This is a genomic window from Bacillus sp. L_1B0_5 (assembly GCF_000836715.1).
Classification (GTDB): domain Bacteria; phylum Bacillota; class Bacilli; order Bacillales; family Bacillaceae_G; genus Bacillus_A; species Bacillus_A thuringiensis_S.
Map to the genome: position 1 here is coordinate 202687 of NZ_JXIS01000025.1, position 26405 is coordinate 229091.

Here is a 26405-nt window from a genome sequence, read left to right on the forward strand (position 1 = left end):
AAATGTAAAATTTCCGAGGAAATGATAGAAAAAAGAAAAGACTGAGCGTTTCAGCTCAGTTTTTAGTCTAATTGTTTCTTTTTATATACGATTAAACATACAACGAGCGATATAATAAGCCAAACTACAACATTTAATACATGCCCACTGATACTACTAAATCCCGCCCCACCTACTAAGCTGTTAAGTGCTTTTACAATATGAGATGTTGGAAGATACTCAATTAGTGTCTTAATTACTTTATTTTCAACCATCGGCTCAAATTGTACAGCTAAATACATCGTCATTAAAATAGGCATACCAATTAATGATGTTTGTGGTACAGAAGATGCAAGTAATCCAATCATTGTTCCAAGCACGATAAACAAAATTGTTCCACATAAGAATATCAATCCTACCAATGGAAGATTAATATTTAACTGATCTAAAATGAATAAATTTGCAATACAAATGACCATCGTCAGACCCGATGTTAATAAACTCTTTCCAAGAAGAACTTCAACAGAAGATGCTGGGGATAACATTAACACACGCAGTGTATGTTTTTCTTTTTCTTCTGCAATTACCATAGATTGAACAAACCCTGCGACAAATAGGAAGGCCATTATAGTAGTAGTGCCTAACATTTCCTTTCCCACTCCAAATCTGCTAAACAAAAATGAAAGTATAATTGGTAAAAATGCCATTAATAATACTTGTGAATTTGTCTTAAAATCTTGGACTTCTTTCCGAAAAATAGCTGAAAATCTTCTCATTGAAAATGTCATTATAATCCCCTCCCAGTAACTTCAATAAAGATATCGCCTAGCGTTGGTTCGTGTGAATGAATAGATAACAGTTCGCCCTTTTTCATCCATTCTGAAATACGTTTTGCGCCCAATTCATCTTTTTGCACTACTTCTTTTTGTTTATCTTTTAATACGACCTCTATTTGATCCTTAGCGTATTGCAAGCGCAGATTCTCTGGCGTATCAAGTGCTACAATTTCTCCGCCACAAAGGAAGGCAATACGGTTACAAAGCGTTTCTGCTTCATCCATGTTGTGAGTCGTTAAGAAAATCGTCGTTCCTTCTTCATTTAAGTCTTTTAAGATTTTATGAATGTTTTGTACGTTTACTGGATCGAGTGCAGATGTTGGTTCGTCTAAGAAGAGGATATCTGGTTTATGAAGGATTGCTCTTGCTAGTGTGACGCGTTGCTTCATTCCCTTTGATAGTTTCTTTACTGGTGTTTTTTTATCATCTAATAAATTTACTTGTGCTAGTACTTCATTGATTCGTTCTTTTTTACAATCGTATAAGTCACAAAATAATAATAAGTTATCATAAATGCTAAGCCTTTCATATAAGCCGCTGTTATCTGTTAAAATACCAATTCGTTTGTAATCGATGCTACTTGGTCCTGTAATATCTTTCCCTAATACTCTTACCGTTCCAACACTATGAAGCAATTGAGAAGTTAAAATTTTTACCGTTGTCGTCTTACCAGATCCACTCGGTCCGAGGAATCCGAAAATCTCTCCTTGCTTCACCTCAATATTTACATTTCGAAGTGCTGTTTTTCCGTTGAAACTTTTCATTACATCTTTCATTTCAATTGCCAATGTCATTTCGTCATCCCCTTTGTTTTTCTTCTTTATAGATGAAAGTCGCTTTAGCGCTTTTCGTTTGTTTGTTTCGCTTTTCTTGACTCAATCATATGAAAAACAAAGGGATTACGCAGTAAAATACCGGTAAAAGGAGTATTTTTACCGGTGAATGAATCGCATGTTGAGCTTATTGGAGCACTTTTTATAGCCCAATCACGCCTTTTAATTCATCCATTCGTCCTTTTGAAAGTGGAATTGAACTTTTTCTTTCGTCGTCTAAAATTAAACTAAAACTGTTACGAGTCCAAGTAATCACTTCTCGTACTCTTTGTAAATTTACAAGGTACGAGCGATGACATCTAAAGAAACCAAAACCTGTTAATCTTGCTTCTAGTTCACTTAATGTTAAGGCGCATACGAAATCCCCTTCACGAACGTGAATATGTGTTACTCCGTTTTGCGTTTCAATGAAATGGATTTCCATCGGATCAAGTAAAATGATTTTATCGTTCACTTTCGCTGGTATTCTTTCTAACTTCATTTGCGGAATCATTTGAATGACTTTTTCTTCATCGACTTCTTCCACTTCCTCTTGCTCAATTTCTATCTTTTTCACACCATCGTTGTTTAATATGTATACATCCTCTGTTAACGAAAGGGCATCCGATAGAAATGATGACGTAATAAAGATTGCCTTTCCTTGTTCTTTCATTTTCATGATTGCTTTTCGAATAATAACCGTACTCTCTGTATCTACATTTTGCTCTGGCTCTTCCAAAATGACTAAATCCGGATTATGAATCATAATTCGTCCAATATGAAGACGACGCTTCTCTGAAAATGATAGTTTTTCTATCTTAACGTTTAACTTATCTAAAAGACCGACATATTGTACAATTTCTTCCGTACTCATATTCGATTCATAAAGACCTAGTAAAAACTTAAAGTATTCCTTCACCTTCAAACGATCATATGCCTCATCTTTCAAAAAACAAAAGCCGATGCGAGAATAATTTTTCTTTCCAATCGCTTTACCTTCAAATAGCACATTGCCAGTTGAAGCTTCTTCCTCACCAATCATAATACGGTGCAACACTTTGGCTGTATGGTTATTACATTGCAAAACAATACATTGTCCTTTTTCAACCTTTAGCTCAATTGCCGGTAACTGGTTCGTCTTCCCTAATTGTTTCAACTCCAGTAGCGCCATTCCGTCTCCCCCAAATACTTTTTATCCTATTATACCAAACAATTAATGGAAAATTATGATATTTCAAGCAAAAAAATAGATGCCAGGGAGTCCTGACATCTATTTCTTCACCATCAATTTTCCTTCATAATCATTCATCGTCTTTATTTCAACGCCTTTATAGTAATGGGCGACGATATCTGTATATTTCTTGCCTTCTGCTGCCATGCCGTTCGCCCCGTATTGACTCATACCAACGCCGTGACCGAATCCTTTCGTTGTAATGATGATTTTATCTCCTTGTTGTTTCCACGTGAAATCAGAAGAACGTAAATCTAACTTTTCACGAACTTCTTTTCCTGTTAATGTTTTTCCTTGAAAAGCTACATCCTTTACGCGCTTTCCTTCCGTAAGGTCTTTAATGTTTCCAACCTTCCCGTCTGCTAGCACTTTCACACCGAGACGTTTTTGAAAATCAGCTACTGTAAATGTTTGCTCGCTCGTAAACTTTGGAGAGGCTTGATCCCACGGACTATCTACACTTTTCAAGTACGGATAATCATTTCCCCAATAGTCAGCTGCATTTTCTGTTCGGCCATTACTCGTTGAAAAAAAGGATGCTGAGATTGGTTTTCCATCATACGTTAAAACTTGTCCTGCGGTTTTCGAAACGGCTTCTTCGATTTTCTTTAAATTATTTTCGTAGTTATTACCCCATTGTTTCTTCAATTCTTCTTTACTTTTGTACACTTGATCTTTCACCGTATCTGTCACGTCCGCATTGTTTTTCTTTCCTCCGCTCAGCATACGTTGCACCACGAATGTTCTCGCTGCTAATGCCTGCGCCTTTAGCGCCTCTATTTCAAAACTGGCATTCATCTCAGAAGCTACTACACCGGTCACATACTCCTCCATAGGTAATGATTCTACCTTCTTTTGTTTCTCACGATATACAGCAACTTGAACAGCTGTATCTACTTTTCCTGGAGCTGGTATACTTTCTATCGCTGGAGGAGTTTTAGAGGCCGTTTCTTCCCCTACTTTTGCTTTCTCAAATGGGATAACAAGGGCTGCAGGTACAATGATAACGAGCGCTATTAAGAGCGCTACTGTAATAAAAAGTGGCTTTGAAAATTTCATCCTATTTTCCCCCAATATAAAAGCTTTACTCCATTCATTCTTATGGAACAACTCTTTCTTTTAGAACATACTTAAAGGGAAGAGCATAAAACGGAAATTTTCTAAATATTTTTACTGGTACGTGCATAAGTATAGAATTTATTGACTATAACAGTAATAACCCAAAAAAAGAGCCCCTATGTCAAAAGACATAGAGACTATTTCAATTAAGCGTGAAGATCAGAAACTTCTTGTTCTTTCACTTCTTCTACTTTTTCGTTTACACGTTCAATAGTTGCACCTAATGCAGCTAATTTCTTATGGAAATCTACATAACCACGGTCAAGATGTTTTAACTCAGTTACACGAGTATAACCTTCTGATACTAAACCAGCTAAGATTAATGCAGCTGCAGCACGTAAATCAGTTGCGCCTACTTCAGCACCTTGTAAGCTGTTTGGACCGTTCATAATAACAGAACGACCTTCAATTTTAATATCAGCATTCATACGACGGAATTCTTCAACGTGCATAAAGCGGTTTTCGAATACCGTTTCTGTAATCATGCTTGTTCCATCAGCTTGTAGTAATAATGCCATCATTTGTGATTGCATGTCTGTTGGGAAACCTGGGTGAGGCATAGTTTTAATATCAACCGCTTTTAACTTATCTGGGCCGATAACACGTACACCTTCGTTTTCCTCAATAATTTTAACACCCATTTCTTCCATTTTCGCTGTAATTGAGCGTAAATGTTCAGGTACAGCATTTTCAATTAAGATGTCTCCACCAGTAATTGCTGCTGCAACCATGAATGTTCCCGCTTCAATACGGTCAGGAATAATAGAGTGGTTTGCACCATATAATTTATCAACGCCTTCGATACGAATCGTTCCAGTTCCAGCTCCGCGTACTTTCGCTCCCATCGCATTTAAGAAGTTAGCTAAGTCAACGATTTCTGGTTCTTTCGCTGCGTTTTCAAGAATTGTTGTCCCTTTTGCTAATGTAGCTGCAGACATAATGTTTTCTGTCGCGCCTACGCTTGGGAAGTCTAAGTAGATTTTAGCTCCTTTTAGTTCTCCCTCAACATATGCCTCAACAAAACCGTTACCAACCTGTACTTTTGCTCCCATTGCTTCGAAGCCTTTTAAATGTTGGTCAATTGGACGTGAACCGATTGCACATCCACCAGGAAGTGCAATACGAGCACGACCGTTACGTGCTAATAATGGTCCCATTACTTGAACAGATGCACGCATTTTACGTACATATTCAAATGGTGCTTCAATGTTTAGTTCTTTAGAAGAATCGATTGTTACTTGATTATTTTCAAATACGACTTCAGCATTTAAATGACGTAATACCTCATTAATTGTGTATACATCAGACAAAACTGGTACTTCAGATAGTACATTCTTTCCATCACTCGCTAATAGGGCTGCAGCGATTATAGGTAATACAGCATTTTTTGCGCCCTCAACACGCACTGTGCCGTTTAACCGCTTTCCGCCACGGACGATGATCTTTTCCAAATTATTCCCCTCCGTGTCCTTTTTTCAGTATCTATTCACTCAATACTCAGAAGTTATGATCGGTGTGCCAACCACAATTGTATCTTTGTTGTCTGTAGAACGTATTGCTATTTGCACATTTATTTTCTCTCTATTTGTTGAAAGAGCGTCATCCCACTTTTTATTGTATGCGGAGACTGACACAAATGCTCTTTCTTCTACTTGTTCGATCGCTCTTGCTGAAAGATCTTTCAAAACCTGATTGGTTTTATTTTGCAAAACACCTTCAATCTTATCATTCAGTACACCTTGAACACAAGTGTAAATTATAGGTTTTTCACTAAAAATTTTATTCACTTTTTGAACATACTTCGGGTCCCATTTCGCCCCACTTACTTCAAAGATAATGAAAGTGTTTTCTTTAGTATTTTCTTTACTCCAAGTTACTACTACTCGTTCTTCATGAGAAGCAAACTTTTTATAGGATGTAGCTTTATATCCATCTGGAGATTGCTCTACTTCCCACTTTTGAATATTTGCCTTGTCCTTCACATCGTTTAACAACTTTTGAAACGTATGTATATTAGAAATTGTTTTTGTTTCTCTAGCTAACCATGACCATTTTTCTACTTTAGCATCATTTTTCTCTAAAGCCTTGATCATGCTCTCCATTTTCTGTTCATCGCTTATCGGTTTCATCTCTCTATATCCAACCAAAAATAAAACAACACTAAGTGCAACAATAAGAATGGCTTTAAGCTTCAATTTCATCCCCTCCTATCCCCATTGTTAACGGAGATTTGAGGTTCTATACACTTACTTTACTAAATACGTTAAACTCTTCGAATAGCCTAAATAATCAAGGAAAAAGTTACTTACAGATGTCCCAATTGCAATTGTAATTAAGATGAGTAATACTCGCGTCTGCAACACTTTTCCGGACTTCATTAAACGCTCAATGTGAATGCCTTGCAAAGCCCACCACGTAATGGTAATAAACAATAAATGCGAAACAATGGCAATCAGTGCTTGTTGCCCTAAAAGTTGTGCCAAAAAATCGACCCCTTTTTACTCAGCTACTACTTATGAAAGAATATAAAAACGATACCATAATAAGTAGGAGCCACACTTTTTCAAATGCACATAGACATCTTACATTTTACATCGTGATTTTCTTTCAAAAAACGTATATCTACATTACAAGTTAACACAAAATAAAAAGCGCAGAGTACTGACTCCACACCTTTTATTTTCACTATTGTACCACGTTCCCTAAGAAGAAGAAATCTTTCATTAATGGAAAATATTCATAAAAGAAATTGTACCCAATCATCGGCATAATCCCTAGTATTACAATCGAAATTGCACAAAGACTCATAACAACCTTTATATTTAACGGTAACCGTATCCTCTCTTCTGTCTCTCCGGTGCGGAAAAACATTTGTTGTAAAATACGGAAATAATATACGAATGAAACAACTGTCGTACCCATCATAATCGAAGCTAGTACGTAATGTGCTGGCTCTACATGAAGCGCGCCTAAAAAGATGTTAATCTTTCCAATGAAGCCAGCCGTCCCTGGTATCCCAGCCAGCGATAAAATAAAGATTGTCATCATGATCGCTGCAAATGGTGATCTCTTATATAATCCGGTGAAAATCGTTATATTTTCCTTATCGTTTTGTAAGATTAAGCCGTGGATAATGGCAAACGCGCCTATATTCATAAGCATGTATGCCAGCATATAAAACCACATGCCATCCAGCGTAAATGGTGATAATGCCACAAGTGGAACGAGCAAATACCCAGCATGCGCAATACCTGAATAAGCAAATAAACGTTTTATGTTGTATTGTTTTAACGCGACTACATTCCCAACAATCATCGTAATACTTGCTAGCACCGCAATATATATACTCATATGCCCATATAAAGATTGCATATCTCCTTGTATTAATACACTTGCAAAAACCATAAGGAACAAACGAATAATGAGTAGGAACCCCGCAATTTTAGAAATCGTTCCAAGAAAGGCAGTAACAGGTGTAGTCGCTCCTTCATACACATCAGGTGCCCACATATGAAACGGCACTGTGGCAATTTTAAATGAGAGACCGACTAGCAATAAAAGAAATGCGAGAGCTAGCAATAACTGAATACCACTAGCGAGCTCCCCGGTGAGTACCTTTTGCATATCTACAATGTTAGTTGAACCTGTAATACCGTATAAATAACTCATTCCGAAGAGCGTGATCGCCGTTCCAATTCCTCCGCTAATGACATATTTCATTGCCGCTTCATTTGATGCACGGCTCTTTTTTCGTATTCCTACTAAAATATAAGAAGAAAGTGAAAGTAACTCTAAACCAACGAAAAGGGTGATAAAGTCAACACTAGAAGCCATGAACATCGCACCAAGAAGTGCCATTAAAAATAAGTAATAATATTCGCCCTTATCTTCAATCGGATTCTTCTTATCATCGCTCATTGCGATGCATAAAATGAGAGCTGAGGCGCCTAATAACAACGTTTTAAACCCTTTTGAAAATCCATCTAACACAAACGATCCGTTTAAAATATCTCCAGCTGGTTCGCTATATAGCGTAATTAATGACACAAGTGCTAATACGATGGCAGCGATCGCACCAAGAGCTACATATCTATGATTCAGCTTAAAAAACAAATCACATATGGAAAGAAGGATGGCGGCGCCGAGAATAATAAATTCTGGCACCATTAGATGCCACGATAAGCTAAGTAACGTATTCATATCCATCCTACTTCACCCCCAATGTTTTCAATGTATTTTGAAGCGGATCCCCTAGTATCTCTGGCATAACTCCAATTGCAATAATACAAAAGATAAGTAGTAAGACAGGGACATACTCCCATCCATGTATATCAGATTTTGCTTCCCACTCTTTCTTTCCAAATGTCACTTGAAGTGTCGCTCTTAATACGTATACAGCGGTTAAAATGATGCCAATCACACCGATGGCAGCAATGACGGGCTCCCCTTGAAATAAACCGAGAAAGGCAAGAAATTCGCTAACAAACCCGGACATCCCTGGTAATCCAAGCGATGCCATTCCTCCTGCTAAGAAGAAGCCGCTAAGTACTGGGACACTTTTTGCGAGTCCACCAAGCGCTGTAATGTCTGATGTTCCGAAACGTTGTTCTATAACACCGAGTAAGAAAAACAGCAAGGCTGCAATTAAACCGTGCGATACAACCTGGAATAACGCCCCTTGTGTACCCGGTGCATTAAGTGACGCAAGTCCCATTAACACAATTCCCATATGCGAAATACTAGAGTAAGCCAGTACTTTCCTAAAGTCCGTTTGGATGAGTGCTAAAAAGGCACCATATAATAAATTAATTACACCTAATATCGCAATTAACGTTGCAACATCGTGAAAATATTCCGGGAATAGCCCTTTTCCGAAGCGAATAATACCGTACGCTCCAACCTTTAGCAAAACACCCGCATGAAGCATAACTACAGCTGGATGCGCTTCTATGTGTACATTGACCATCCAGCGGTGCAACGGAAAAACAGGTAGTTTAATTGCAAAGGCAATCATTATGGAAATAAATACACCAAGTTGCAAGCTACTTGGGATGACGAGTTCTCCCCCTGCACTTACGCTTCTTAATATCTCTTTCAGCTCCACAATATTTGTTGTACCTGTTTTCGCGAACAAAATTGAGAAAACAATGAGCAAAATAGCTGAGCCAATACCGTTATATATTAAATAACTATACGCAGCCTTTTCGCTCGACAATTTTCCCCACTTCCCAATCAATAAGAACATTGGTGGCAACGTAATTTCAAAGAAGATAAAAAACAACATTAGATTTTGAGCAGCAAAGACGCCGAGCATCCCTATTTCTAGCATGAGTAACAGCATATAAAATGCTTTTAAATTTCTTTTAATAGAAAAGGCTGCAATTGCTGCGAGCATCGCTAGAAGAGCCGTCAGCACCATCATAACAAGCGACAAACCATCAATACCGAGCTCGTAATAAATAGAAAACCACCTTTTATCCACCGCTGTAAAATCTCCGAACTTAATCCATTTCACCTTTTCATCAAATAGTGACAAACTCTTTCCAGAAGCATATGTACAAGCGAGGACGATAGCGATTCCAAATGGAAGTGCCGTCCCAAATAAGCCAAGCGCCCGCACTGTACGCAATTCCTTTTTAGGTGTTAATACAAGCAATAAAATTCCTAAAAGCGGGGAAAAAATGAAGAACGTTAACAACAAATCATTCATCGTAAATCCCCTCCTGTATAGAGCAAAATAATAACGAGTACAGCGAGCGAAACCGCCGTTACGGTACCGTACACTTGTACATTCCCGTTTTGAAGTTTCGATCCAAGATTACTTGTGCCTTTAACTACGTTTCCAATTAAAACTGCAATTCCCTCGACTACATACACTTCAAATAAGCGAAGCACATGAGCGATTCCTTTCGTAATAGGGATCACCGTCATATTGTATAGTTCATCCACATAATATTTTTCTTTCAAAAGATTATAAAGCGAGGTTCCCGTACCCCCAGCCCAATCTCTAGAAATTGATTTCTTGCCATATATGAAATATGCAAGAGCGATTCCCGCAAATGAAACGAGCGTCGCAACAATCATAATCCAAACTGGCCCATGCGCTTCTTCAACCTTAAACCCTACATCTTTCGTCAACCAATCTCCGAGAAACGTACCAAACCATGGTGTATTTATATATCCTGCCACTACCGCAAGAACACCGAGAACAATCATTGGATACGTCATAACGCGGGGCGACTCATGCACATCTTCCTTCGTCTTCGCTTCCCCAGTAAAGACAAGGAAGTATAGACGAAACATGTAAAATGCCGTTAAGAATGCCGCAATTACTGCTAATACGAATAAAAAATAATTACCATTCATCCAAGTCGCAGCCAAAATTTCATCTTTACTAAAGAACCCAGAAAGGAGTGGAACCCCACTAATTGCAAGTGTACCTATCAAAAATAGCGTACCTGTTACTTTCATCTTCTTCTGTAAACCGCCCATTTTATTAATGTTTTGCGTATGCACTGCATGAATTACACTTCCTGCTGCCAAGAATAGTAGTGCTTTAAAAAAGGCGTGTGTCGTTAAATGAAAGACACCAGCTACATAACCGGCAGAACCTAACGCGAGCATCATATACCCGAGCTGGCTAACTGTAGAATAAGCAAGTACTCTCTTTATATCTGTTTGCACGAGACCGATAGAGGCCGCAAAGATTGCAGTGAAAGCTCCAACGATTGCCACGGTCTGCATCGCCACTGTACTTGCTGAAAATAGAGGGAACATCGTCGCTACTAAATATACGCCAGCTGCGACCATCGTCGCCGCGTGAATAAGTGCCGAAACGGGCGTTGGCCCCTCCATTGCATCTGGCAACCACGTATGAAGCGGGAACTGACCTGATTTCCCCATCGCCCCGATAAAAATTAATATCGCCGTTATCGTAATCATGTAAGGAGGTAAATCCCCTGTATAAATCGCCCTAAATATTGCGTCATATTCAAAACTACCTGCGTACCAAAAAATTAAAATCATCCCGATAAATAAACCAACATCCCCAATACGGGTCATAATAAAAGCCTTTTTTGCAGCAGCCTTCGCTTCTTCTTTAAAGAAATAAAAACCGATAAGTAAAAATGAGCCAAGGCCAACTAATTCCCAAAATATATAAAGCTGTAATAAATTCGTTGATATAACAAGCCCTAACATCGCAAATGTAAAGAGTCCTAAATATGCGTAAAAGGTTGGTAATCGTTCATCACCTTTCATATAACCTTTCGAATACACATGTACAAGTAGACTCACAAGCGTAACGATAAATAACATTAAAGCTCCTAATGCAGTCACTTCAAAGCCGAATGATATATCCACATCTCCAGCTCTAAGCCACACCCACTTATGCTTCACGCTTGCTTCTGAAAACCTTTCTATTAACACAAGTACCGCAAGTATAAAGGAGAGAAAGACGAAAAAAATACTAAGTACGCTGCTTCCTTCTCTAATTTTCTTCCCGAATATAATAAGTAACAAAAACGAAACGAGTGGGAAAAGCGGTATGAGCCATGCATAATCGATCATTGTTTCCTTCCCCCTTTTTCGGTCACAATGCTATCCTTTGAGCGTATCCATTTCATCCACCTGAACTGTCGTACGATTGCGATATAAAGCAATTAAAATAGCGAGTCCTACCGCCGCTTCCGCTGCCGCTACAGCCATCGTAAACAGTGAGAAAATTTGACCTGTTAAATTCGGAAATAGGCCTAATTTACTAAACGCCACTAAGTTTAAATTGGCAGCATTCAGCATTAATTCGATACAAACTAATACGATTACTGTATTCCGCTTTGTTAAAGCTCCAAATAGACCGATGCAAAACAAAATAATCGCAAGTGTTAAATATGCAGAAGCCGGAACGCTACTCATTGGAATCCTCCTCTTTCTCGTCCTTTTTCGCAAGTATAATCGCGCCAACGAGTGCTACAAGTAAAATAACTGACGTTAGTTCAAATGGAATAATATATTTTGAATAGAGAAGCGTACCGATTTGAAGTGTGTTGTTTTCATGGAGAGGTAAACTTCCTTGTGTGCTTTCATTTGCAAAATCAACATTATTAACAGCGAAATACATAACCGCTCCAAATGCTACAACCGCAAAGAAGATAATCCATTTTCGAAGAGTAAGACGCGATTCACTTTCCGCGTTATGTTTCGTTAACATAATGCCGAAAATCATAATAATTGTGATTGCACCAGAGTAAAGTAAAATTTGTGCAACGCCTATAAATTCGGCTGATAAAAGAAAATACAAACCTGAAATGCTGAGAAATGTCAGAACGAGAGCTAGCATCATGTGCATAACTTTCGTTAAGTTCAACATAAGAACACCGCCGATAATTGCAGACAAGGATAGTATAAAGAATGCTACAAACTCGCCATTCATGCCTTATTCTCCTTCCTGACGTTTTCGTCGTTTTCGTCAAGCCACTGCAAATTTTTAAATAAGTCATCACGTGAATATTCCGCGAGTTCAAAGTTATTTGTCATGACAATTGCCTCTGTCGGGCAAACTTCTGTACATAAATCACAAAGAATACAAATTTCAAAATTAATATCATACGTGTCGATAATTTTCCCTTTTTTCGTAGGATCCGGATGTTTCTTTCCTGTTAACTGAATACAGTCTGTCGGACAAATGTTAGAGCATTGATTACAAACAATACATTTCTCCGGATAAAATTTTTGAATCCCCCGAAAACGGTCTGGCAACGGCAACGGTTGATTTGGATAATCATACGTTACCTTCTTCTTGCTCAAATTACTTAATGTATATTTTAATCCTTTAAATAGTCCTTTCATCTCTTACTGGCACCCCCCTCATAGATTAGAAGAATAACTCCTTAATCAATGCCGTTAAGAAAATATTTGCAAGTGCAATCGGCAATAATACTTTCCATCCAAACTCCATTAACTGGTCACCTCTTATACGCGGGAACGTAACGCGGAACCAAATTAATAGAAAGACTACACTACTAAATTTCAAAGCAAACCATACGGCACCTGGGATAAATCCAAGAAACATGACTGGATTCCATCCGCCTAAAAAGAGCACTGTAATTAACGATGCCATCCCGAAGAAATATACGTACTCTGAAAGCATGAAAAACGCCCAGCGAAAACCTGAGTATTCCGTATGATATCCAGAAACAAGTTCTGACTCCGCTTCCGGCAAATCAAATGGCGTCCTATTTAACTCTGCAACTGCTGCGATTAAGAAAACGACGAAGCCAATTGGCTGTACGAAAATGTACCAAACCTTCTCCTGCGCCGCTACAATCTCATTTAAATTCAGGCTACCAGCTAGCAAAACGATACCAATTACGCTCATTACGAGCGGAATTTCATAAGAAATCATTTGCGCCGCCGCACGCATCCCTCCTAAAAGGGAGTACTTATTATTCGATGCCCATCCCCCAGTTACGACACCTATCGTCGTAATACCGGAAACAGCAATATAATAAAGTAGCCCGACTCCAATATCTGCAAATTGAAATTTATCAGTGAACGGGATAACTGCAAGCACCATAAATGCTGGTGCAAATGCAATGACAGGCGCTAATATAAACAGCGGTTTATCTGCTGCTTTCGGAATACTATCTTCTTTCAATAATAGTTTTAAAACATCAGCTACCGTTTGCAGTAAACCGAATCGGCCTCCAACCTGATTTGGTCCAATCCGCCCTTGCATAAACCCCATCACTTTCCGTTCTGCCAAAATTCCATATGTAACGAAGCCAAGGACTGCAAATAGTAGAAGTACCGCTAATCCGAAAAAAATGAAGAAATTCGTCCAGCCTGAAGGTGATTGTAAGAGCGTCTCAATCATTAGCCATCAACCTCCCCAAGTACAATATCAACTCCACCTAAAATCGTAATTAAATTAGCGATATTTTCACCTTTTAATAACTTCGGTAAAATTTGCAAGTTATAAAAAGATGGCCTACGAAACTTCAAACGGTACGGCTCTTTCTTTCCGTCACTAGCGATATAACAACCAATCTCTCCGCGCGGCGATTCGATACGTACGAACGCTTCTCCCTTAGGTGCCTTAATAATTTTCGGTACTTTTGCCAGCACAGCTCCCTCTTTCGGGAACTGCTGAACCGCTTGCTCAACAATCTTTAAAGACTCCTCGATTTCTTGCATTCGGCAAACGTAGCGATCCCAAGCATCTCCCACGTTTCCAACAGGAATATCAAAATCAAAACGATCATAAATCGAATACGGCTCATCTTTGCGAAGATCCCAGTTTACCCCGGTGCACCGCAAATTTGCTCCGCTTAAAGAATACGAAATCGCTTCTTCCGGGCTATATATACCAACGCCTTTCACACGATTTAAGAAAATCTCATTACCGCTAACAAGATCATGATAACCTGCCAATTGCTCTCTCATATACGGAACAAACTCTTCCACCTTTTCAATCCAACCATCTGGTGCATCCCACTTCACACCGCCAACTCTCATATAGTTAAAAGTAAGCCGTGCCCCGCATAATTCATTTAATAAATTTATAATCATCTCTCGTTCACGAAACGCGTACAAAAACGGGCTTACCGCTCCTATATCAAGAAGATTCGTCCCCCACCAAACGAGATGGCTCGCAATTCTTCCTAGCTCCATCGCAAGTACTCGCAAGTATTCGGCACGCTCCGGAATTTCAAGCCCCATCATCGTCTCTACAGCATGGCAAATGACGTAATTATTCGTCATGGCTGATAAATAGTCCATTCGATCTGTATAAGGGATAATTTGCGTATACTGTAAGCTCTCAGCGATCTTTTCCGTCCCGCGATGCAAATACCCAATAACCGGTGTAGCTTCTTTAATAATTTCCCCGTCAATCTTAATTACGAGCCTGAACACACCATGTGTACTCGGATGCTGAGGTCCTACATTCAAAAGCATCTCTTCCGTGCGGATCATAGCTACACCTCCACATCATACGGTTCATAGTCTTTTCTAAGTGGATATCCTACCCAATCATCTGGCATTAAAATACGCGTTAAATTCGGATGCCCTTTAAATACAATACCGAGCAAATCGTACGCTTCTCGCTCCGGCCAGTCAGCCCCTTTCCAAAGCGCTGTCACAGATTCGACTTGCGGCGCTTCCCGGTCTAGCTTTACCTTCACCGCTACCGATTGTTTCTTACCATATGAAAACAAATGAACATACACTTCCATATGTGTCACAAAATCCGTCGCATGTAGCTCTGACATATAATCAAAAGCAAGTCCCTCATGGAATCGCAGTGACTCCATCACTTCATAATATTTTGCAGGATCCACCACAAGAGTTGGCACATCCTTTGACAGTTTATTAATGTAGGAATCTACTAATGCCCCTTCTCCTACCTTCTCCCTAATAGCCTCAACATACTGATTTAAATACGGCTGATTTACTGACGGTTCTTCCTGCTTCGGCTCATCCTCTTCCTTACCTTCAGCTCCCTTTGTCTTCGCTCTTGCAGCAGCTGCTGCTTTCGCTTTTGCCGCTGCAATTGCCTTTGCCTTTTCATCTCCCGAATCCCCATCACCTTGCGAGGCTTTCTGCTTCGCTAATGCTGCCGCTTTTGCCTTTGCTGCTGCCACCGCCTTCGCCTTCGCTTTTTCTTCTTCCGTTACTTCTTCTGTTCCTTCTCTTTTTTGCTTTGCTAACGCCGCCGCTTTTGCTTTTGCTGCCGCTGCTGCCTTCGCCTTCGCTTTCGCTTTTTCTTCTTCCGTTACTTCTTCTGTTCCTTCTCTTTTCTGCTTCGCTAACGCCGCCGCTTTTGCTTTTGCAGCTGCTGCTGCCTTCGCCTTCGCTTTCGCTTTTTCTTCTTCCGTTACTTCTTCTGTTCCTTCTCTTTTCTGCTTTGCTAACGCTGCCGCTTTTGCTTTTGCAGCTGCTGCCGCCTTCGCCTTGGCTTTCGCTTTTTCTTCTTCCGTTACTTCTTCTGTTCCTTCTCTTTTCTGCTTCGCTAACGCTGCTGCACGTCGTTTTGCTTCTTCTATAGTAGTATCATTATTTTTTGGTAGCGCTTTCTCTTTTTCTTGATCTTCTGCCTCAAGCTCACTTATTTCCGCCTCATGTTTCGCTAAAAGGCGTTTTCTCGCTTCTTCTTTTGCACGCCTAGCTGCTTCTTTTTTCAGATCCTCTAAATCTTTGTTTGGATTACTCATTTATTCGTCACCTGCTTCCCGGTCTTTGCTTCGTAACGAATTTTTTCTTTTAATTTATTAATTCCATAAATTAAAGCAGCCGGATTTGGGGGACAACCAGGAATATACACATCAACTGGTACGATTTGGTCTACACCTTTCACAACAGCGTATGAATTTACATACGGACCACCTGCTGTCGCACAAGATCCCATCGCAATAACCCATTTCGGTTCGGGCATTTGATCATATAAACGCCGAACAATAGGAGCCATCTTCTTCGTTACTGTTCCCGATACAATCATGACGTCCGATTGCCTTGGTGAAGTTCGAAAAAATGACCCAAATCGATCTAAATCATAATGTGATGAGCCTACTCCCATCATTTCAATTGCACAGCACGCCAGTCCGAATGTCATCGGCCATAAAGAATTGCTCCTCGCCCATCCTTTCAACTGTTCCAATGTAGAAAAAAAGATATTTCGTTCTAATTCTGCTCGCTCATTTGGATGTAATTCCTCAAAATTTATAACCATTGTAACACCTTCTTTTTCCAAGCATACGCTAATCCAACTAGCAACATTACAACAAAGATGAGCATTTCGATTAATGCAAATAAACCTAGCTTGTCATACGCAACAGCCCAAGGATATAAAAATAAAGTTTCTACATCAAAGATCACAAACAATAAAGCGAAAATATAATAACGAGCATGAAACCTAATATTTGCATCGTGAAAAGGCTCAATTCCACTCTCATACGTCGTCGCCTTTGCTGCACTTGGTTTATTTGGGCGCAGCATCCTTCCTAATGTAAGAGCCACTACCGGCAGCAATATACCTAATAGCAAGAAAATCAAAACGATCATATAACTATTTTCATATACACTTGCCATTGTGAAACCCTCCCCCCTAAATTAAGAACAAGTTCACATAGTAAACAATATGTCCTAGTTGCAGTAATTATTATTTTTAAATTTTTCTAAATAATACAACTATTCTAATCATTATAGCAAACTTCAAATTCCTATGTCGATATGTTGGGAGACAGAAACAAGAATTATTAAAATCTATTTTTACAACTCGCTATAACTGTGCAAAATAAATATAAAACTTATATATGCTTTTCAAGAAACCGTAGGTGATATAAATGAAAAAACAAACACATGTAAGTATTCTTATAAGCATTGTATTGCTGTCTATAACGATTCACTACGTAGCGATGCCTTTTCTATATGAATACTCATTTCCTTTTCAGCTATTAATCGGAATGAGTACCTTATTAATTGATATTATCGCTTGTAGTTATATACTTTACTTTTCAAACATGAAAGAAGGGCTACCTCGTTTATTTTGGATCATATTATCTGTTGGAGCTCTCTCTTATTTTATCGGTGATATAGTCGTTGCCTATCAGCGTTTAATTGTAAAGGACTTCTATACGTTCGTTGATCCGTCTGATTTTTTTTACTTACTTTTTTTAGTTAGTTTTGCATTTGCCTTTCTATACGAAATCATTTATAACCGAGATTTATTAGAAAAACTTTTTATGCTATGTGATATTTGTATTATCGTTACAGCCCAATTTACTTTAAGTTACTACTTACTTATTGAACGAACCATTCACATCTTTACAACATCCTATATCGACATATTTGTTCAACTTACCTATCCAATGGCTGATTTACTCTTTCTCTTAATAGGAATCAATCTTTTATTCAAACCACTATCCTTATTACCTAAAAAGGTCGGTGCACTTCTTGGCAGTGCTTTAATTTTATATGCTACTACAGATGCAATTTATGCTTATATAAAATACTTCACACCAGAGTATTCTATGTTTACAGTTACCCCTTTCTATCAAGTAACCTTAGTGCTAGTAGCAATCGCCTGTATTCTCCATACAAAAGAGCCTGAAAAACAAGAACAAGTACTACTAACGCCTAAAATTGGTGAATCAATCCGATTATCATTACCGTATATTTCGGTAGTAATGCTTATTGTTTTTATATTAGTTGAATACGTTTTTGCACCTATTATAGTAATCGGACTTATAATAACTTTCTCTTTCGTTCTCATACGTCATAGTTTAGTTCGAAAACAAAATAAAATATTATTGCTAGCTCAAATGCAATTCAACTCAGAACTCGAGAAACAAATTAAACTACGTACAGAAGATTTAGTAGAACAGAAAAATGAACTCTATCATAATCAACAAATGTTTAAATCTTTATACGAGCATCATCCAGATCCAATCTTCACATTAGATTTGTACGGTAATTTTCTCAAAGTAAATAACGCTGGTACTACTTTACTTGGTTATCAAACGAATGAATTATTAAACCAGCCTTACTATTCACTCATATACGAAGAAGATTTAGAAGAAATGATTAACGCCTTTCATCGTGTAAAAAAGGGATATTCTATCTCTTTAGAAATAAGGGCGTACCATAAAAACAGAGATATTTACTACTTGCACGTTACCGCCGTACCGATCTTTTTAAAGGAGAAAATTTCTGGGGTTTATTTAATGATTAAAGATATTACGGAAAGCAAACAACAACAAGAACAAATTAATTTCCTAGCATACCATGATACTTTAACAGAGCTTGCAAATCGTCGTGCATTTCATCAACATTTAGAACAGGCAATTGCACGAGCAAAAATATCGAAAAAGCCTTTCGCTGTTATGTTTCTCGACCTAGACCGTTTTAAAGTTATTAATGATACCCTCGGTCATCGAGTAGGAGACCTATTGCTTATCGCAGTAGCAAAAAGGCTCGAAAGAATATCAACATCAAATATGAAACTCGCGCGGCTAGCTGGAGATGAGTTCACAATCCTTATCGAGAATTACAAAAAAAAGCCAGATGTCCAAAAAATAGCTGATATGATTGTAGCGGCCATGAATGAGCCATTTGAAATCGAAAATCAACATTTACAAATCTCACCGAGTATCGGAATTGCAATATATCCTGAAGCAGGTGAAGATCCACTATCCATTTTGCAGCATGCTGATATGGCCATGTACGAAGCAAAGAATAAAGGGAAAAACGGTAGCTCTCTTTACACGAAAGAACTATATAAAAAAATAGAACGAAAAGCTCGAATTGAAAAAGATTTACCAATCGCTTTAGTAAACAAAGAATTTTATCTCGTCTATCAACCACAAATTGATACGACAACAAATAAAATTATCGGTGCTGAAGCTTTAATACGTTGGAAACACCCGCTATTAGGTGACATTTCACCATGTGAGTTTATTCCAATTGTAGAAGAGACGCCACAAGTAGTCCCACTTGGACATTGGGTATTACAAGAAGCTTGTCTCCAATTAAAAATATGGCATACTTTTGGATACCAAAATTTAAAAATAAGTGTTAATTTATCCGCAAAAGAGTTCCGGCAAGATCAATTAATCGAAAACATTTCACAAATATTAAACGACATGCAAGTCGATCCAAAATATGTAACCCTTGAATTAACAGAAAGAATTGCAATGATTGACGAGAAAGAAACGTTATTAAGACTGAAGCAATTAAAAGAATACGGTATCCAAACTTCCATTGACGACTTCGGTACTGGGTATTCTTCTCTTGCTTATTTATCAATTTTTCCAATCGACACATTAAAAGTACCGAGAGAATTCACACAATTAGCCGATCATCGTCCTGAAGAACGAGCCATCGTTTCTACAATCCTTTCCCTCGCAAATACTTTAAATCTTTCAGTCGTTGCCGAAGGGATTGAAACCGAAAAACAACTTAAGTTTCTGCAAAAACATAACTGTAAATATATGCAAGGTTACTATTTCAGTAAACCACTTACTAGCAATCAATTTATAAAGTTTCTACAAAAAAACCCCAGTATGAACAAATAATTCATACTGGGGGTTTTATAGCGCTAAATATTTTTCTCATAATATTCTTCTGCGATCTCTTCGTAAAAAGCTGCAGATGTCGTATAGAAATATGGAATTAACCATAAGAATCCAATCCCTAACGTAATACAACTTAATATAAACCAACCGATAAAACTTAAACATAAAATGAAATACTCCATCTTATGTCCATCCATCATACGACGACTTTCTGTAATAGCTTGGTTCAGTGAATACTCAGGATGATCGTTTATAATAAAGTATGTCATCGCATAAGAAAATGATTTAATAATACCTGGAATAATGAACAATAACGTCCATAAGAAAAGATAAAGATTTACTAATAAATATAATAAAAATGATTTTAGAAATCTCTTTCCCTCTGAAAACCAAATGAATACATTACCGATACTAGCTTGATTTTCACGAAGGATATTTAAACCAAGGTAATATCCACCTAAAGTTAACGGTCCAGTAACAAAAAATGTAAGAATATTCATTGAAATTGAACCATTTGTTTTTTGCCAACCAAAAATTAAAGAAAATCCCCAATCAACACTAAAATCAAAAGCTGTGATAAGAATTGAAATGAGCAGTGTAGCTCCAACAGCTAATCCCCATTTCCCTTCTAATGAATCTAGTGCTTCTCCTTTTAAATCACTAATCATGCGTAGCCTCGCCTCCTATACACAATAATTCTATTAGTATAGCATGTTCCTATTGAAATTCACCTTTTGAAATGTAGCGATAAAAGTGTGCGGTCGTTGTACTCATATACGGACTAAGCCAAAGAAATCCTATTCCAAAAGTAAGAAGCGCTAAAACAGCCCATCCTATGAAGCTCAGCCATAAAAGAAACAAATCTAACTTATGACCCTTCATAAGATTCTTACTTTCCTTCATCGCCTGCGAAACACTATATTCTGGATTTTCAATCATCACATAGTACGTCAGTGCATAAGAAAAATACATCACAATCATACCAACAATTGAAATTGCTAATAGTACGAAGAAAGCAATTGTAAACGACAAATTTCCTTCTTCACCTAAGAATATGAATAAACCTGTTAACAACATCGGAATCCATGTACCTGTATATAATAAAATCGCAAGCATTGCCCACATTGTTTTCATCATTCTTTTAAAACCACGGAATCCTTCAAACAAGTAATCTACTTTAGCATCTTCTCGTTTACTAATTTGTAGAAACACATTCGTGTAACCGTATGAGGTAATACCATAAGATGCATTACTCAAAATAATCATTATGCAATAGAAAATCCCAAATGTAATAGCTGCTCCAATTGACATCGTTTCCGCCTCAACTGACCCAGCTAAGCTAACAACTAAGAAAAATATAATAATTCCTGGAATTAAAAGTATAAGCATTGCAGCCATCGAAACGACATAGCTTAAAATAAAATATAAAATCGTTGATCCAACACCTAGTCCCCATTTTCCCTTTAAAGAGTACAATGCTTCTCGTTTCATTTCACCGATCATTGATTCATCCCCTTCATAAAATATAAATTGTTGTACACTTCTACTTATACAAGCATCAATATAATTATACCAGTTTTGTAAAATTATCCATAAAATACACAAAAAAAATCCGTAAAGGCAAGGCCCTTACGGATTTTTTTACTTCATATCAGAAACATTTAAACGGTTCACAGCACGTTGTAATGCCATTTCTGCACGTCTAAAGTCAACATGTGCTTGTTTATCTTGCATACGTTGCTCAGCGCGACGCTTCGCTTCATTTGCACGATGGATATCGATATGGTTTGCTTCTTCAGCAGATGATGATAATACAGTTACTTTATCTGGACGAACTTCGATAAAGCCACCACTTACTGCTACATAATCAGTGTGTCCACCATTTTTCAGACGAACTGCACTAATTTTTAATGGTGCAACAGTTGGAATGTGACCTGGTAAGATCCCCATTTCCCCACTCTCTGCTTTTACACTTACCATTTCTACTTCTTTTTCGTAAACCGGTCCATCAGGAGTTACAATACTGACTGGAAATGTCTTCATACTTCGTCCCTCCTAAGGCCTTACGCCATCATTTTCTTCGCGTTTTCAATAACTTCTTCAATGCTACCAACAAGGCGGAATGCATCTTCTGGAAGGTCATCATATTTTCCTTCTAGAATTTCTTTGAAACCACTAACTGTATTTTTTACAGGTACGTAAGAACCTTTTTGACCTGTAAACTGCTCAGCTACGTGGAAGTTTTGAGATAAGAAGAATTGAATACGACGAGCACGATGTACAACTAACTTATCTTCTTCAGATAACTCATCCATACCTAAGATAGCGATGATATCTTGAAGCTCTTTATAACGTTGTAAAGTTTGCTGTACTTGACGAGCTACTTCATAATGTTCTTCTCCTACGATTTCTGGAGAAAGTGCACGAGATGTAGATGCTAATGGATCTACGGCTGGGTAAATACCCATTTGCGTTAAACGACGCTCTAAGTTTGTTGTTGCATCTAAGTGAGCGAACGTTGTAGCTGGTGCTGGGTCAGTATAGTCATCGGCTGGTACATATACCGCTTGGATAGACGTGATAGACCCTTTATTTGTAGATGTAATACGCTCTTGTAATTGACCCATTTCTGTTGCAAGTGTTGGTTGGTAACCTACCGCAGATGGCATACGACCAAGAAGGGCAGATACTTCAGAACCCGCTTGCGTGAAACGGAAGATGTTATCGATGAACAGAAGTACGTCTTGTCCTTGCTCATCACGGAAATGCTCAGCCATTGTTAAACCTGTTAATGCAACACGTTGACGTGCTCCAGGTGGCTCATTCATTTGTCCGAATACCATCGCAGTTTTCTTGATTACGCCCGAATCGCTCATTTCGTGGTATAAGTCATTACCCTCACGAGTACGCTCACCTACACCAGCGAATACTGAGATACCACCGTGCTCTTGTGCGATGTTGTTAATTAATTCCTGAATTAATACTGTTTTACCTACGCCGGCACCACCGAATAGACCGATTTTACCACCCTTAATGTAAGGAGCAAGTAAATCTACTACTTTAATACCAGTTTCAAGAATTTCTACTTTAGTAGATAATTCTTCGAATGCAGGTGCTTGACGGTGAATTGGATCACGGTGTACATCCGCAGGAAGTTCACCATCTAAGTCAATTGCATCACCTAATACGTTGAATACACGACCAAGTGTTGCATCACCAACTGGTACAGAGATTGCTTTACCAGTATCTTCTACTTCTGTGCCACGAACAAGTCCATCTGTGGAAGACATCGCAACTGTACGAACTGTATCATCACCTAAATGAAGTGCAACTTCAAATGTTAAGTTAATGCTTGCTCCGTTTTCGTTGCTTTGTTTTACCGTAAGGGCGTTGTAGATTTCTGGTAGCTTTCCGCCATCAAACTTAACGTCTACAACCGGACCCATGATTTGCGTAACGCGCCCTTTATTCATCGGGTTCCCTCCTAGCTTTCTTTTAATTAGCCAGCTTTCTAAGAGAAGTCGGCTTTTAATTTTTTATTAGTTTAGCTTACGCGACTCTTTTGAAAGAGCCGCTTCCACTTTTTATTGAATCTAGTTCCAGCGGCTAGAATGTTCGGTGGCTTCGCTTTTTCCTATGAGGCACAAATCGCCTCTACGTCAAAAGCTCCATCCCCCTCTCATTCTGAACGAACCGCTTACGCTTTTTAATACTATTCTAACGCTGCTGCTCCACCAACGATTTCCGTAATTTCTTGCGTAATCGCTGCCTGACGCGCACGGTTGAATGAAAGTGTAAGTGAATCGATAACTTCCATTGCGTTGTCTGTAGCACTCTTCATTGCTGTCATACGCGCTGCGTGCTCACTTGCTTTACCATCTAGTAATGCACCGTACACTAAGCTTTCTGCGTATTGTGGCAATAATACTTTTAAAATTTCTTCTTCAGAAGGTTCGAATTCATAAGCTGTCGTCGGTTTGTCAGACGCCACATCAGTAAGCGGTAAAATTTTATTTTCCGTTACTTCTTGTGAAATTTTACTTACGTAATGGTTGTAGTAAATATACAGCTCATCATAAGCACCATCTGCGAACATCGCAATTGCTCGAGAAGCAAGATCTTTAATGTCAGTAAATGATGGGTGGTCAGATAATCCAACTACTTCATCAATGATGTTAAAGCCGCGACGTTTTAAATAATCACGTCCTAGTCGTCCAAGTACAATAATTGAATATTGATTTGAATCCATATTATGACGTTCACGAATTACGTTACTTACTGTACGTAATACGTTACTGTTATAACCACCTGCTAGTCCGCGATCAGATGTAATAACGATGTATCCTGTACGCTTTACAGGACGCGCATTTAGCATTGGATGATTAATTCCTTTACTTCCTTGCGCAATGCTCGCTACTACTTCTTGAATCTTTTCCATATACGGAACGAAAGATTTAGCATTTTGCTCTGCACGGTTTAACTTAGATGCAGATACCATCTCCATCGCCTTCGTAATTTGACTCGTTTTCTTTGTCGAGGTAATCTTCGCTTTTATATCGCGTAAAGATGCCACAGGTTTTCACCACCTTTTTTCCGGAAGTTGGCACGATTAGTAAGAATCCTCTTCCTAATCTACGTTGCAAGATATTCTTGCTCATGATTGAAGGAAAAGAATAGGTGCACCTACTCTTTTCCTTTACATAACCGTCAGCAATCTCAGAGTCTGAGATGCCTTATATATTATCTAGCGTCGGCGGCTTGTACGAGCCGCTTCCGCTTTTATTAATCTAGTTCTGCCTCTTAGCCGATGAGGCTAAACAGTCGGCTTCACTTTTATTATTATTCAGAAGCTACGAATACTTTTTTAAATCCATTAATTGCTGCTGCAAATTTGTCGTCATCCGCAAGTTTCTTAGTTGTGCGGATTTCTTCTAATAAGTCAGTTGCATTAGAATCTAACCAAGCATGGAATTCTTCTTCGAAACGAGTGATATCTACTACTGGGATATCATCTAGGAATCCACGTGTTAAAGCGTAAAGAATGATAACTTGTTTCTCTACACGTAACGGTTTGTGTAATCCTTGTTTTAATACCTCAACAGTACGAGCACCACGGTTTAATTTCGCTTGAGTTGCTTTATCAAGGTCAGAACCGAACTGAGCGAACGCTTCTAACTCACGGTAAGATGCAAGGTCAAGACGAAGTGTACCTGATACTTTACTCATTGCTTTAATCTGAGCAGATCCACCTACACGAGATACAGAAGTACCCGCATCGATCGCTGGACGTACGCCAGAGAAGAATAGGTCAGATTGTAAGAAGATTTGTCCATCCGTAATAGAAATTACGTTTGTTGGGATGTATGCTGATACGTCCCCTGCTTGTGTTTCGATGAAAGGTAGTGCAGTTAAAGAACCGCCGCCTCTTGCATCACTTAATTTTGCTGCACGCTCTAATAAGCGAGAATGTAAGTAGAATACATCCCCTGGATAAGCTTCACGACCTGGAGGACGACGTAATAGTAATGACAGCTCACGGTAAGCCGCTGCTTGTTTTGATAAGTCATCATATACTACTAATACGTGTTTACCATTGTACATGAACTCTTCACCCATTGTTACACCAGCATAAGGAGCTAAGTATAATAATGGAGCTGGTTGAGAAGCAGATGCAGTTACAACGATTGTGTACTCTAATGCACCGTGCTTACGTAGTGTTTCTACTACGTTACGTACAGTTGATTCTTTTTGTCCGATAGCTACATAGATACAAATCATATCTTCATCTTTTTGGTTAATGATTGTATCAAGTGCAACTGCTGTTTTACCAGTTTGACGGTCACCGATGATTAACTCACGTTGACCACGGCCAATTGGTACAAGAGCGTCGATCGCTTTAATACCTGTTTGAAGTGGCTCATGAACAGATTTACGATCCATTACACCTGGTGCTGGACTTTCGATTGGACGAGTGTTTGTTGTATTGATTGGGCCTAAACCATCAACTGGTTGACCTAATGGGTTTACAACACGACCAATTAGTTCTTTTCCTACTGGTACTTGCATGATGCGACCAGTACGACGAACTTCGTCACCTTCACGGATTTCTGTGTAAGGTCCTAAAATGATAATACCTACGTTGTTTTCCTCTAAGTTTTGTGCTAGTCCCATAACGCCGTTAGAGAACTCTACAAGCTCACCAGCCATAACGTTATCAAGACCATGAGCACGCGCAATACCGTCACCAACTTGGATAACTGTACCAACATCACTAACTTCGATTTCAGACTGATAGTTCTCGATTTGTTGCTTTATCAGTGCGCTAATTTCTTCAGCTCTGATGCTCATGTGCTTCACC

At 38.6% G+C, this 26405-nt stretch carries 25 protein-coding genes; 1 reads left to right on the forward strand and 24 read right to left on the reverse strand.

From position 1 onward, the window contains the following. Positions 1–62: 62 nt before the first annotated feature. The 18 genes from RT27_RS08950 to nuoA form a co-directional block, all read right to left on the reverse strand. On the reverse strand, positions 63–767 hold the full coding sequence (locus RT27_RS08950; RefSeq protein ID WP_043935873.1) for an ABC transporter permease: 705 nt from the start codon (positions 765–767) through the stop codon (positions 63–65). Next, positions 767–1609, reverse strand: coding sequence for an ABC transporter ATP-binding protein (locus RT27_RS08955; RefSeq protein ID WP_043935874.1), 843 nt, complete (start codon positions 1607–1609; stop codon positions 767–769). The genes RT27_RS08950 and RT27_RS08955 overlap by 1 nt, the downstream gene beginning before the upstream one ends. A gap of 181 nt (positions 1610–1790) precedes the next feature. Beyond that, entirely contained in the window at positions 1791–2798 is a 1008-nt protein-coding gene (locus tag RT27_RS08960; RefSeq protein ID WP_043935875.1) for a LytTR family transcriptional regulator DNA-binding domain-containing protein, read from the reverse strand. Between the two features lie 99 nt (positions 2799–2897). Continuing rightward, positions 2898–3917 carry a stage II sporulation protein D gene (gene spoIID, locus RT27_RS08965; RefSeq protein WP_043935876.1) on the reverse strand — a complete coding sequence of 340 codons (1020 nt, stop codon included), beginning with the start codon at positions 3915–3917 and terminating at the stop codon, positions 2898–2900. 206 nt (positions 3918–4123) lie between these two features. Further along, positions 4124–5428, reverse strand: a complete 1305-nt coding sequence (gene murA, locus RT27_RS08970; RefSeq protein ID WP_000411275.1) for a UDP-N-acetylglucosamine 1-carboxyvinyltransferase — start codon at positions 5426–5428, stop codon at positions 4124–4126. A gap of 39 nt (positions 5429–5467) precedes the next feature. Beyond that, positions 5468–6178, reverse strand: a complete 711-nt coding sequence (locus RT27_RS08975) for a YwmB family TATA-box binding protein (protein WP_003272396.1) — start codon at positions 6176–6178, stop codon at positions 5468–5470. Between the two features lie 45 nt (positions 6179–6223). Further along, the gene (locus tag RT27_RS08980; RefSeq protein WP_000057889.1) at positions 6224–6460 is read right to left on the reverse strand and encodes a DUF1146 family protein; all 237 of its coding nucleotides are present in this window, start codon (positions 6458–6460) and stop codon (positions 6224–6226) included. Positions 6461–6662: 202 nt separating this feature from the next. Further along, the gene (gene nuoN, locus RT27_RS08985) at positions 6663–8177 is read right to left on the reverse strand and encodes an NADH-quinone oxidoreductase subunit NuoN (RefSeq protein WP_043935898.1); all 1515 of its coding nucleotides are present in this window, start codon (positions 8175–8177) and stop codon (positions 6663–6665) included. Positions 8178–8184: 7 nt separating this feature from the next. Beyond that, a complete protein-coding gene (locus RT27_RS08990) occupies positions 8185–9687 on the reverse strand; it encodes an NADH-quinone oxidoreductase subunit M (protein WP_043935877.1) in 1503 nt (500 codons plus the stop codon). After that, positions 9684–11546 carry an NADH-quinone oxidoreductase subunit L gene (nuoL, locus tag RT27_RS08995; RefSeq protein WP_043935878.1) on the reverse strand — a complete coding sequence of 621 codons (1863 nt, stop codon included), beginning with the start codon at positions 11544–11546 and terminating at the stop codon, positions 9684–9686. Before nuoL ends, RT27_RS08990 begins: the two co-directional genes overlap by 4 nt. A 30-nt stretch (positions 11547–11576) precedes the next feature. Continuing rightward, complete coding sequence (nuoK, locus tag RT27_RS09000; protein WP_000100079.1) at positions 11577–11891, reverse strand: NADH-quinone oxidoreductase subunit NuoK; 315 nt, start codon at positions 11889–11891, stop codon at positions 11577–11579. Then, complete coding sequence (locus RT27_RS09005) at positions 11884–12408, reverse strand: NADH-quinone oxidoreductase subunit J (protein WP_043935879.1); 525 nt, start codon at positions 12406–12408, stop codon at positions 11884–11886. The genes nuoK and RT27_RS09005 overlap by 8 nt, the downstream gene beginning before the upstream one ends. Further along, on the reverse strand, positions 12405–12824 hold the full coding sequence (gene nuoI / locus RT27_RS09010) for an NADH-quinone oxidoreductase subunit NuoI (protein ID WP_000677191.1): 420 nt from the start codon (positions 12822–12824) through the stop codon (positions 12405–12407). The genes RT27_RS09005 and nuoI overlap by 4 nt, the downstream gene beginning before the upstream one ends. A 25-nt stretch (positions 12825–12849) precedes the next feature. Further along, a complete protein-coding gene (gene nuoH, locus RT27_RS09015) occupies positions 12850–13851 on the reverse strand; it encodes an NADH-quinone oxidoreductase subunit NuoH (RefSeq protein WP_043935881.1) in 1002 nt (333 codons plus the stop codon). Further along, positions 13851–14951: an NADH-quinone oxidoreductase subunit NuoD gene (gene nuoD / locus RT27_RS09020; protein WP_029443660.1), complete on the reverse strand. Its 1101-nt coding sequence runs from the start codon at positions 14949–14951 to the stop codon at positions 13851–13853. The genes nuoH and nuoD overlap by 1 nt, the downstream gene beginning before the upstream one ends. A 2-nt stretch (positions 14952–14953) precedes the next feature. Continuing rightward, positions 14954–16189, reverse strand: coding sequence for an NADH-quinone oxidoreductase subunit C (locus tag RT27_RS09025; protein WP_043935882.1), 1236 nt, complete (start codon positions 16187–16189; stop codon positions 14954–14956). Beyond that, positions 16186–16704: an NADH-quinone oxidoreductase subunit NuoB gene (nuoB, locus tag RT27_RS09030; RefSeq protein ID WP_000236331.1), complete on the reverse strand. Its 519-nt coding sequence runs from the start codon at positions 16702–16704 to the stop codon at positions 16186–16188. The genes RT27_RS09025 and nuoB overlap by 4 nt, the downstream gene beginning before the upstream one ends. After that, complete coding sequence (gene nuoA / locus RT27_RS09035) at positions 16695–17063, reverse strand: NADH-quinone oxidoreductase subunit NuoA (RefSeq protein WP_000179273.1); 369 nt, start codon at positions 17061–17063, stop codon at positions 16695–16697. Before nuoA ends, nuoB begins: the two co-directional genes overlap by 10 nt. A 254-nt stretch (positions 17064–17317) precedes the next feature. Here nuoA and RT27_RS09040 point away from each other — a divergent pair, with 254 nt between their 5' ends. After that, positions 17318–20047 carry an EAL domain-containing protein gene (locus RT27_RS09040; RefSeq protein WP_043935885.1) on the forward strand — a complete coding sequence of 910 codons (2730 nt, stop codon included), beginning with the start codon at positions 17318–17320 and terminating at the stop codon, positions 20045–20047. Between the two features lie 23 nt (positions 20048–20070). On the opposite strand, the gene RT27_RS09045 is transcribed toward RT27_RS09040, so the two are convergent. From RT27_RS09045 to atpA, 6 genes are all read right to left on the reverse strand, one after another. Then, on the reverse strand, positions 20071–20715 hold the full coding sequence (locus RT27_RS09045) for a DUF975 family protein (protein ID WP_016079654.1): 645 nt from the start codon (positions 20713–20715) through the stop codon (positions 20071–20073). A gap of 49 nt (positions 20716–20764) precedes the next feature. Then, positions 20765–21652 carry a DUF975 family protein gene (locus RT27_RS09050; protein WP_105434383.1) on the reverse strand — a complete coding sequence of 296 codons (888 nt, stop codon included), beginning with the start codon at positions 21650–21652 and terminating at the stop codon, positions 20765–20767. Between the two features lie 36 nt (positions 21653–21688). Then, on the reverse strand, positions 21689–22090 hold the full coding sequence (gene atpC / locus RT27_RS09055) for a F0F1 ATP synthase subunit epsilon (RefSeq protein WP_000847215.1): 402 nt from the start codon (positions 22088–22090) through the stop codon (positions 21689–21691). 20 nt (positions 22091–22110) lie between these two features. Further along, entirely contained in the window at positions 22111–23520 is a 1410-nt protein-coding gene (atpD, locus tag RT27_RS09060; protein WP_002123794.1) for a F0F1 ATP synthase subunit beta, read from the reverse strand. 239 nt (positions 23521–23759) lie between these two features. Beyond that, a complete protein-coding gene (gene atpG, locus RT27_RS09065; protein WP_000157703.1) occupies positions 23760–24620 on the reverse strand; it encodes a F0F1 ATP synthase subunit gamma in 861 nt (286 codons plus the stop codon). A gap of 266 nt (positions 24621–24886) precedes the next feature. Continuing rightward, a complete protein-coding gene (atpA, locus tag RT27_RS09070; protein ID WP_000027521.1) occupies positions 24887–26395 on the reverse strand; it encodes a F0F1 ATP synthase subunit alpha in 1509 nt (502 codons plus the stop codon). Between the last annotated feature and the right edge of the window lie 10 nt (positions 26396–26405).

Excerpts from the sequence above, each read along its gene's own strand:
- RT27_RS08950 (WP_043935873.1), bottom strand. The coding sequence starts at position 767 with ATGACATTTTCAATGAGAAGATTTTCAGCTATTTTTCGGAAAGAAGTC.
- RT27_RS08955 (WP_043935874.1), bottom strand. The coding sequence starts at position 1,609 with ATGACATTGGCAATTGAAATGAAAGATGTAATGAAAAGTTTCAACGGA.
- RT27_RS08960 (WP_043935875.1), bottom strand. The coding sequence starts at position 2,798 with ATGGCGCTACTGGAGTTGAAACAATTAGGGAAGACGAACCAGTTACCG.
- spoIID (WP_043935876.1), bottom strand. The coding sequence starts at position 3,917 with ATGAAATTTTCAAAGCCACTTTTTATTACAGTAGCGCTCTTAATAGCG.
- RT27_RS08975 (WP_003272396.1), bottom strand. The coding sequence starts at position 6,178 with ATGAAATTGAAGCTTAAAGCCATTCTTATTGTTGCACTTAGTGTTGTT.
- nuoN (WP_043935898.1), bottom strand. The coding sequence starts at position 8,177 with ATGAATACGTTACTTAGCTTATCGTGGCATCTAATGGTGCCAGAATTT.
- RT27_RS08990 (WP_043935877.1), bottom strand. The coding sequence starts at position 9,687 with ATGAATGATTTGTTGTTAACGTTCTTCATTTTTTCCCCGCTTTTAGGA.
- nuoL (WP_043935878.1), bottom strand. The coding sequence starts at position 11,546 with ATGATCGATTATGCATGGCTCATACCGCTTTTCCCACTCGTTTCGTTT.
- nuoK (WP_000100079.1), bottom strand. The coding sequence starts at position 11,891 with ATGAGTAGCGTTCCGGCTTCTGCATATTTAACACTTGCGATTATTTTG.
- RT27_RS09005 (WP_043935879.1), bottom strand. The coding sequence starts at position 12,408 with ATGAATGGCGAGTTTGTAGCATTCTTTATACTATCCTTGTCTGCAATT.
- nuoI (WP_000677191.1), bottom strand. The coding sequence starts at position 12,824 with ATGAAAGGACTATTTAAAGGATTAAAATATACATTAAGTAATTTGAGC.
- nuoH (WP_043935881.1), bottom strand. The coding sequence starts at position 13,851 with ATGATTGAGACGCTCTTACAATCACCTTCAGGCTGGACGAATTTCTTC.
- nuoD (WP_029443660.1), bottom strand. The coding sequence starts at position 14,951 with ATGATCCGCACGGAAGAGATGCTTTTGAATGTAGGACCTCAGCATCCG.
- RT27_RS09025 (WP_043935882.1), bottom strand. The coding sequence starts at position 16,189 with ATGAGTAATCCAAACAAAGATTTAGAGGATCTGAAAAAAGAAGCAGCT.
- nuoB (WP_000236331.1), bottom strand. The coding sequence starts at position 16,704 with ATGGTTATAAATTTTGAGGAATTACATCCAAATGAGCGAGCAGAATTA.
- nuoA (WP_000179273.1), bottom strand. The coding sequence starts at position 17,063 with ATGGCAAGTGTATATGAAAATAGTTATATGATCGTTTTGATTTTCTTG.
- RT27_RS09040 (WP_043935885.1), top strand. The coding sequence starts at position 17,318 with ATGAAAAAACAAACACATGTAAGTATTCTTATAAGCATTGTATTGCTG.
- RT27_RS09045 (WP_016079654.1), bottom strand. The coding sequence starts at position 20,715 with ATGATTAGTGATTTAAAAGGAGAAGCACTAGATTCATTAGAAGGGAAA.
- atpC (WP_000847215.1), bottom strand. The coding sequence starts at position 22,090 with ATGAAGACATTTCCAGTCAGTATTGTAACTCCTGATGGACCGGTTTAC.
- atpD (WP_002123794.1), bottom strand. The coding sequence starts at position 23,520 with ATGAATAAAGGGCGCGTTACGCAAATCATGGGTCCGGTTGTAGACGTT.
- atpA (WP_000027521.1), bottom strand. The coding sequence starts at position 26,395 with ATGAGCATCAGAGCTGAAGAAATTAGCGCACTGATAAAGCAACAAATC.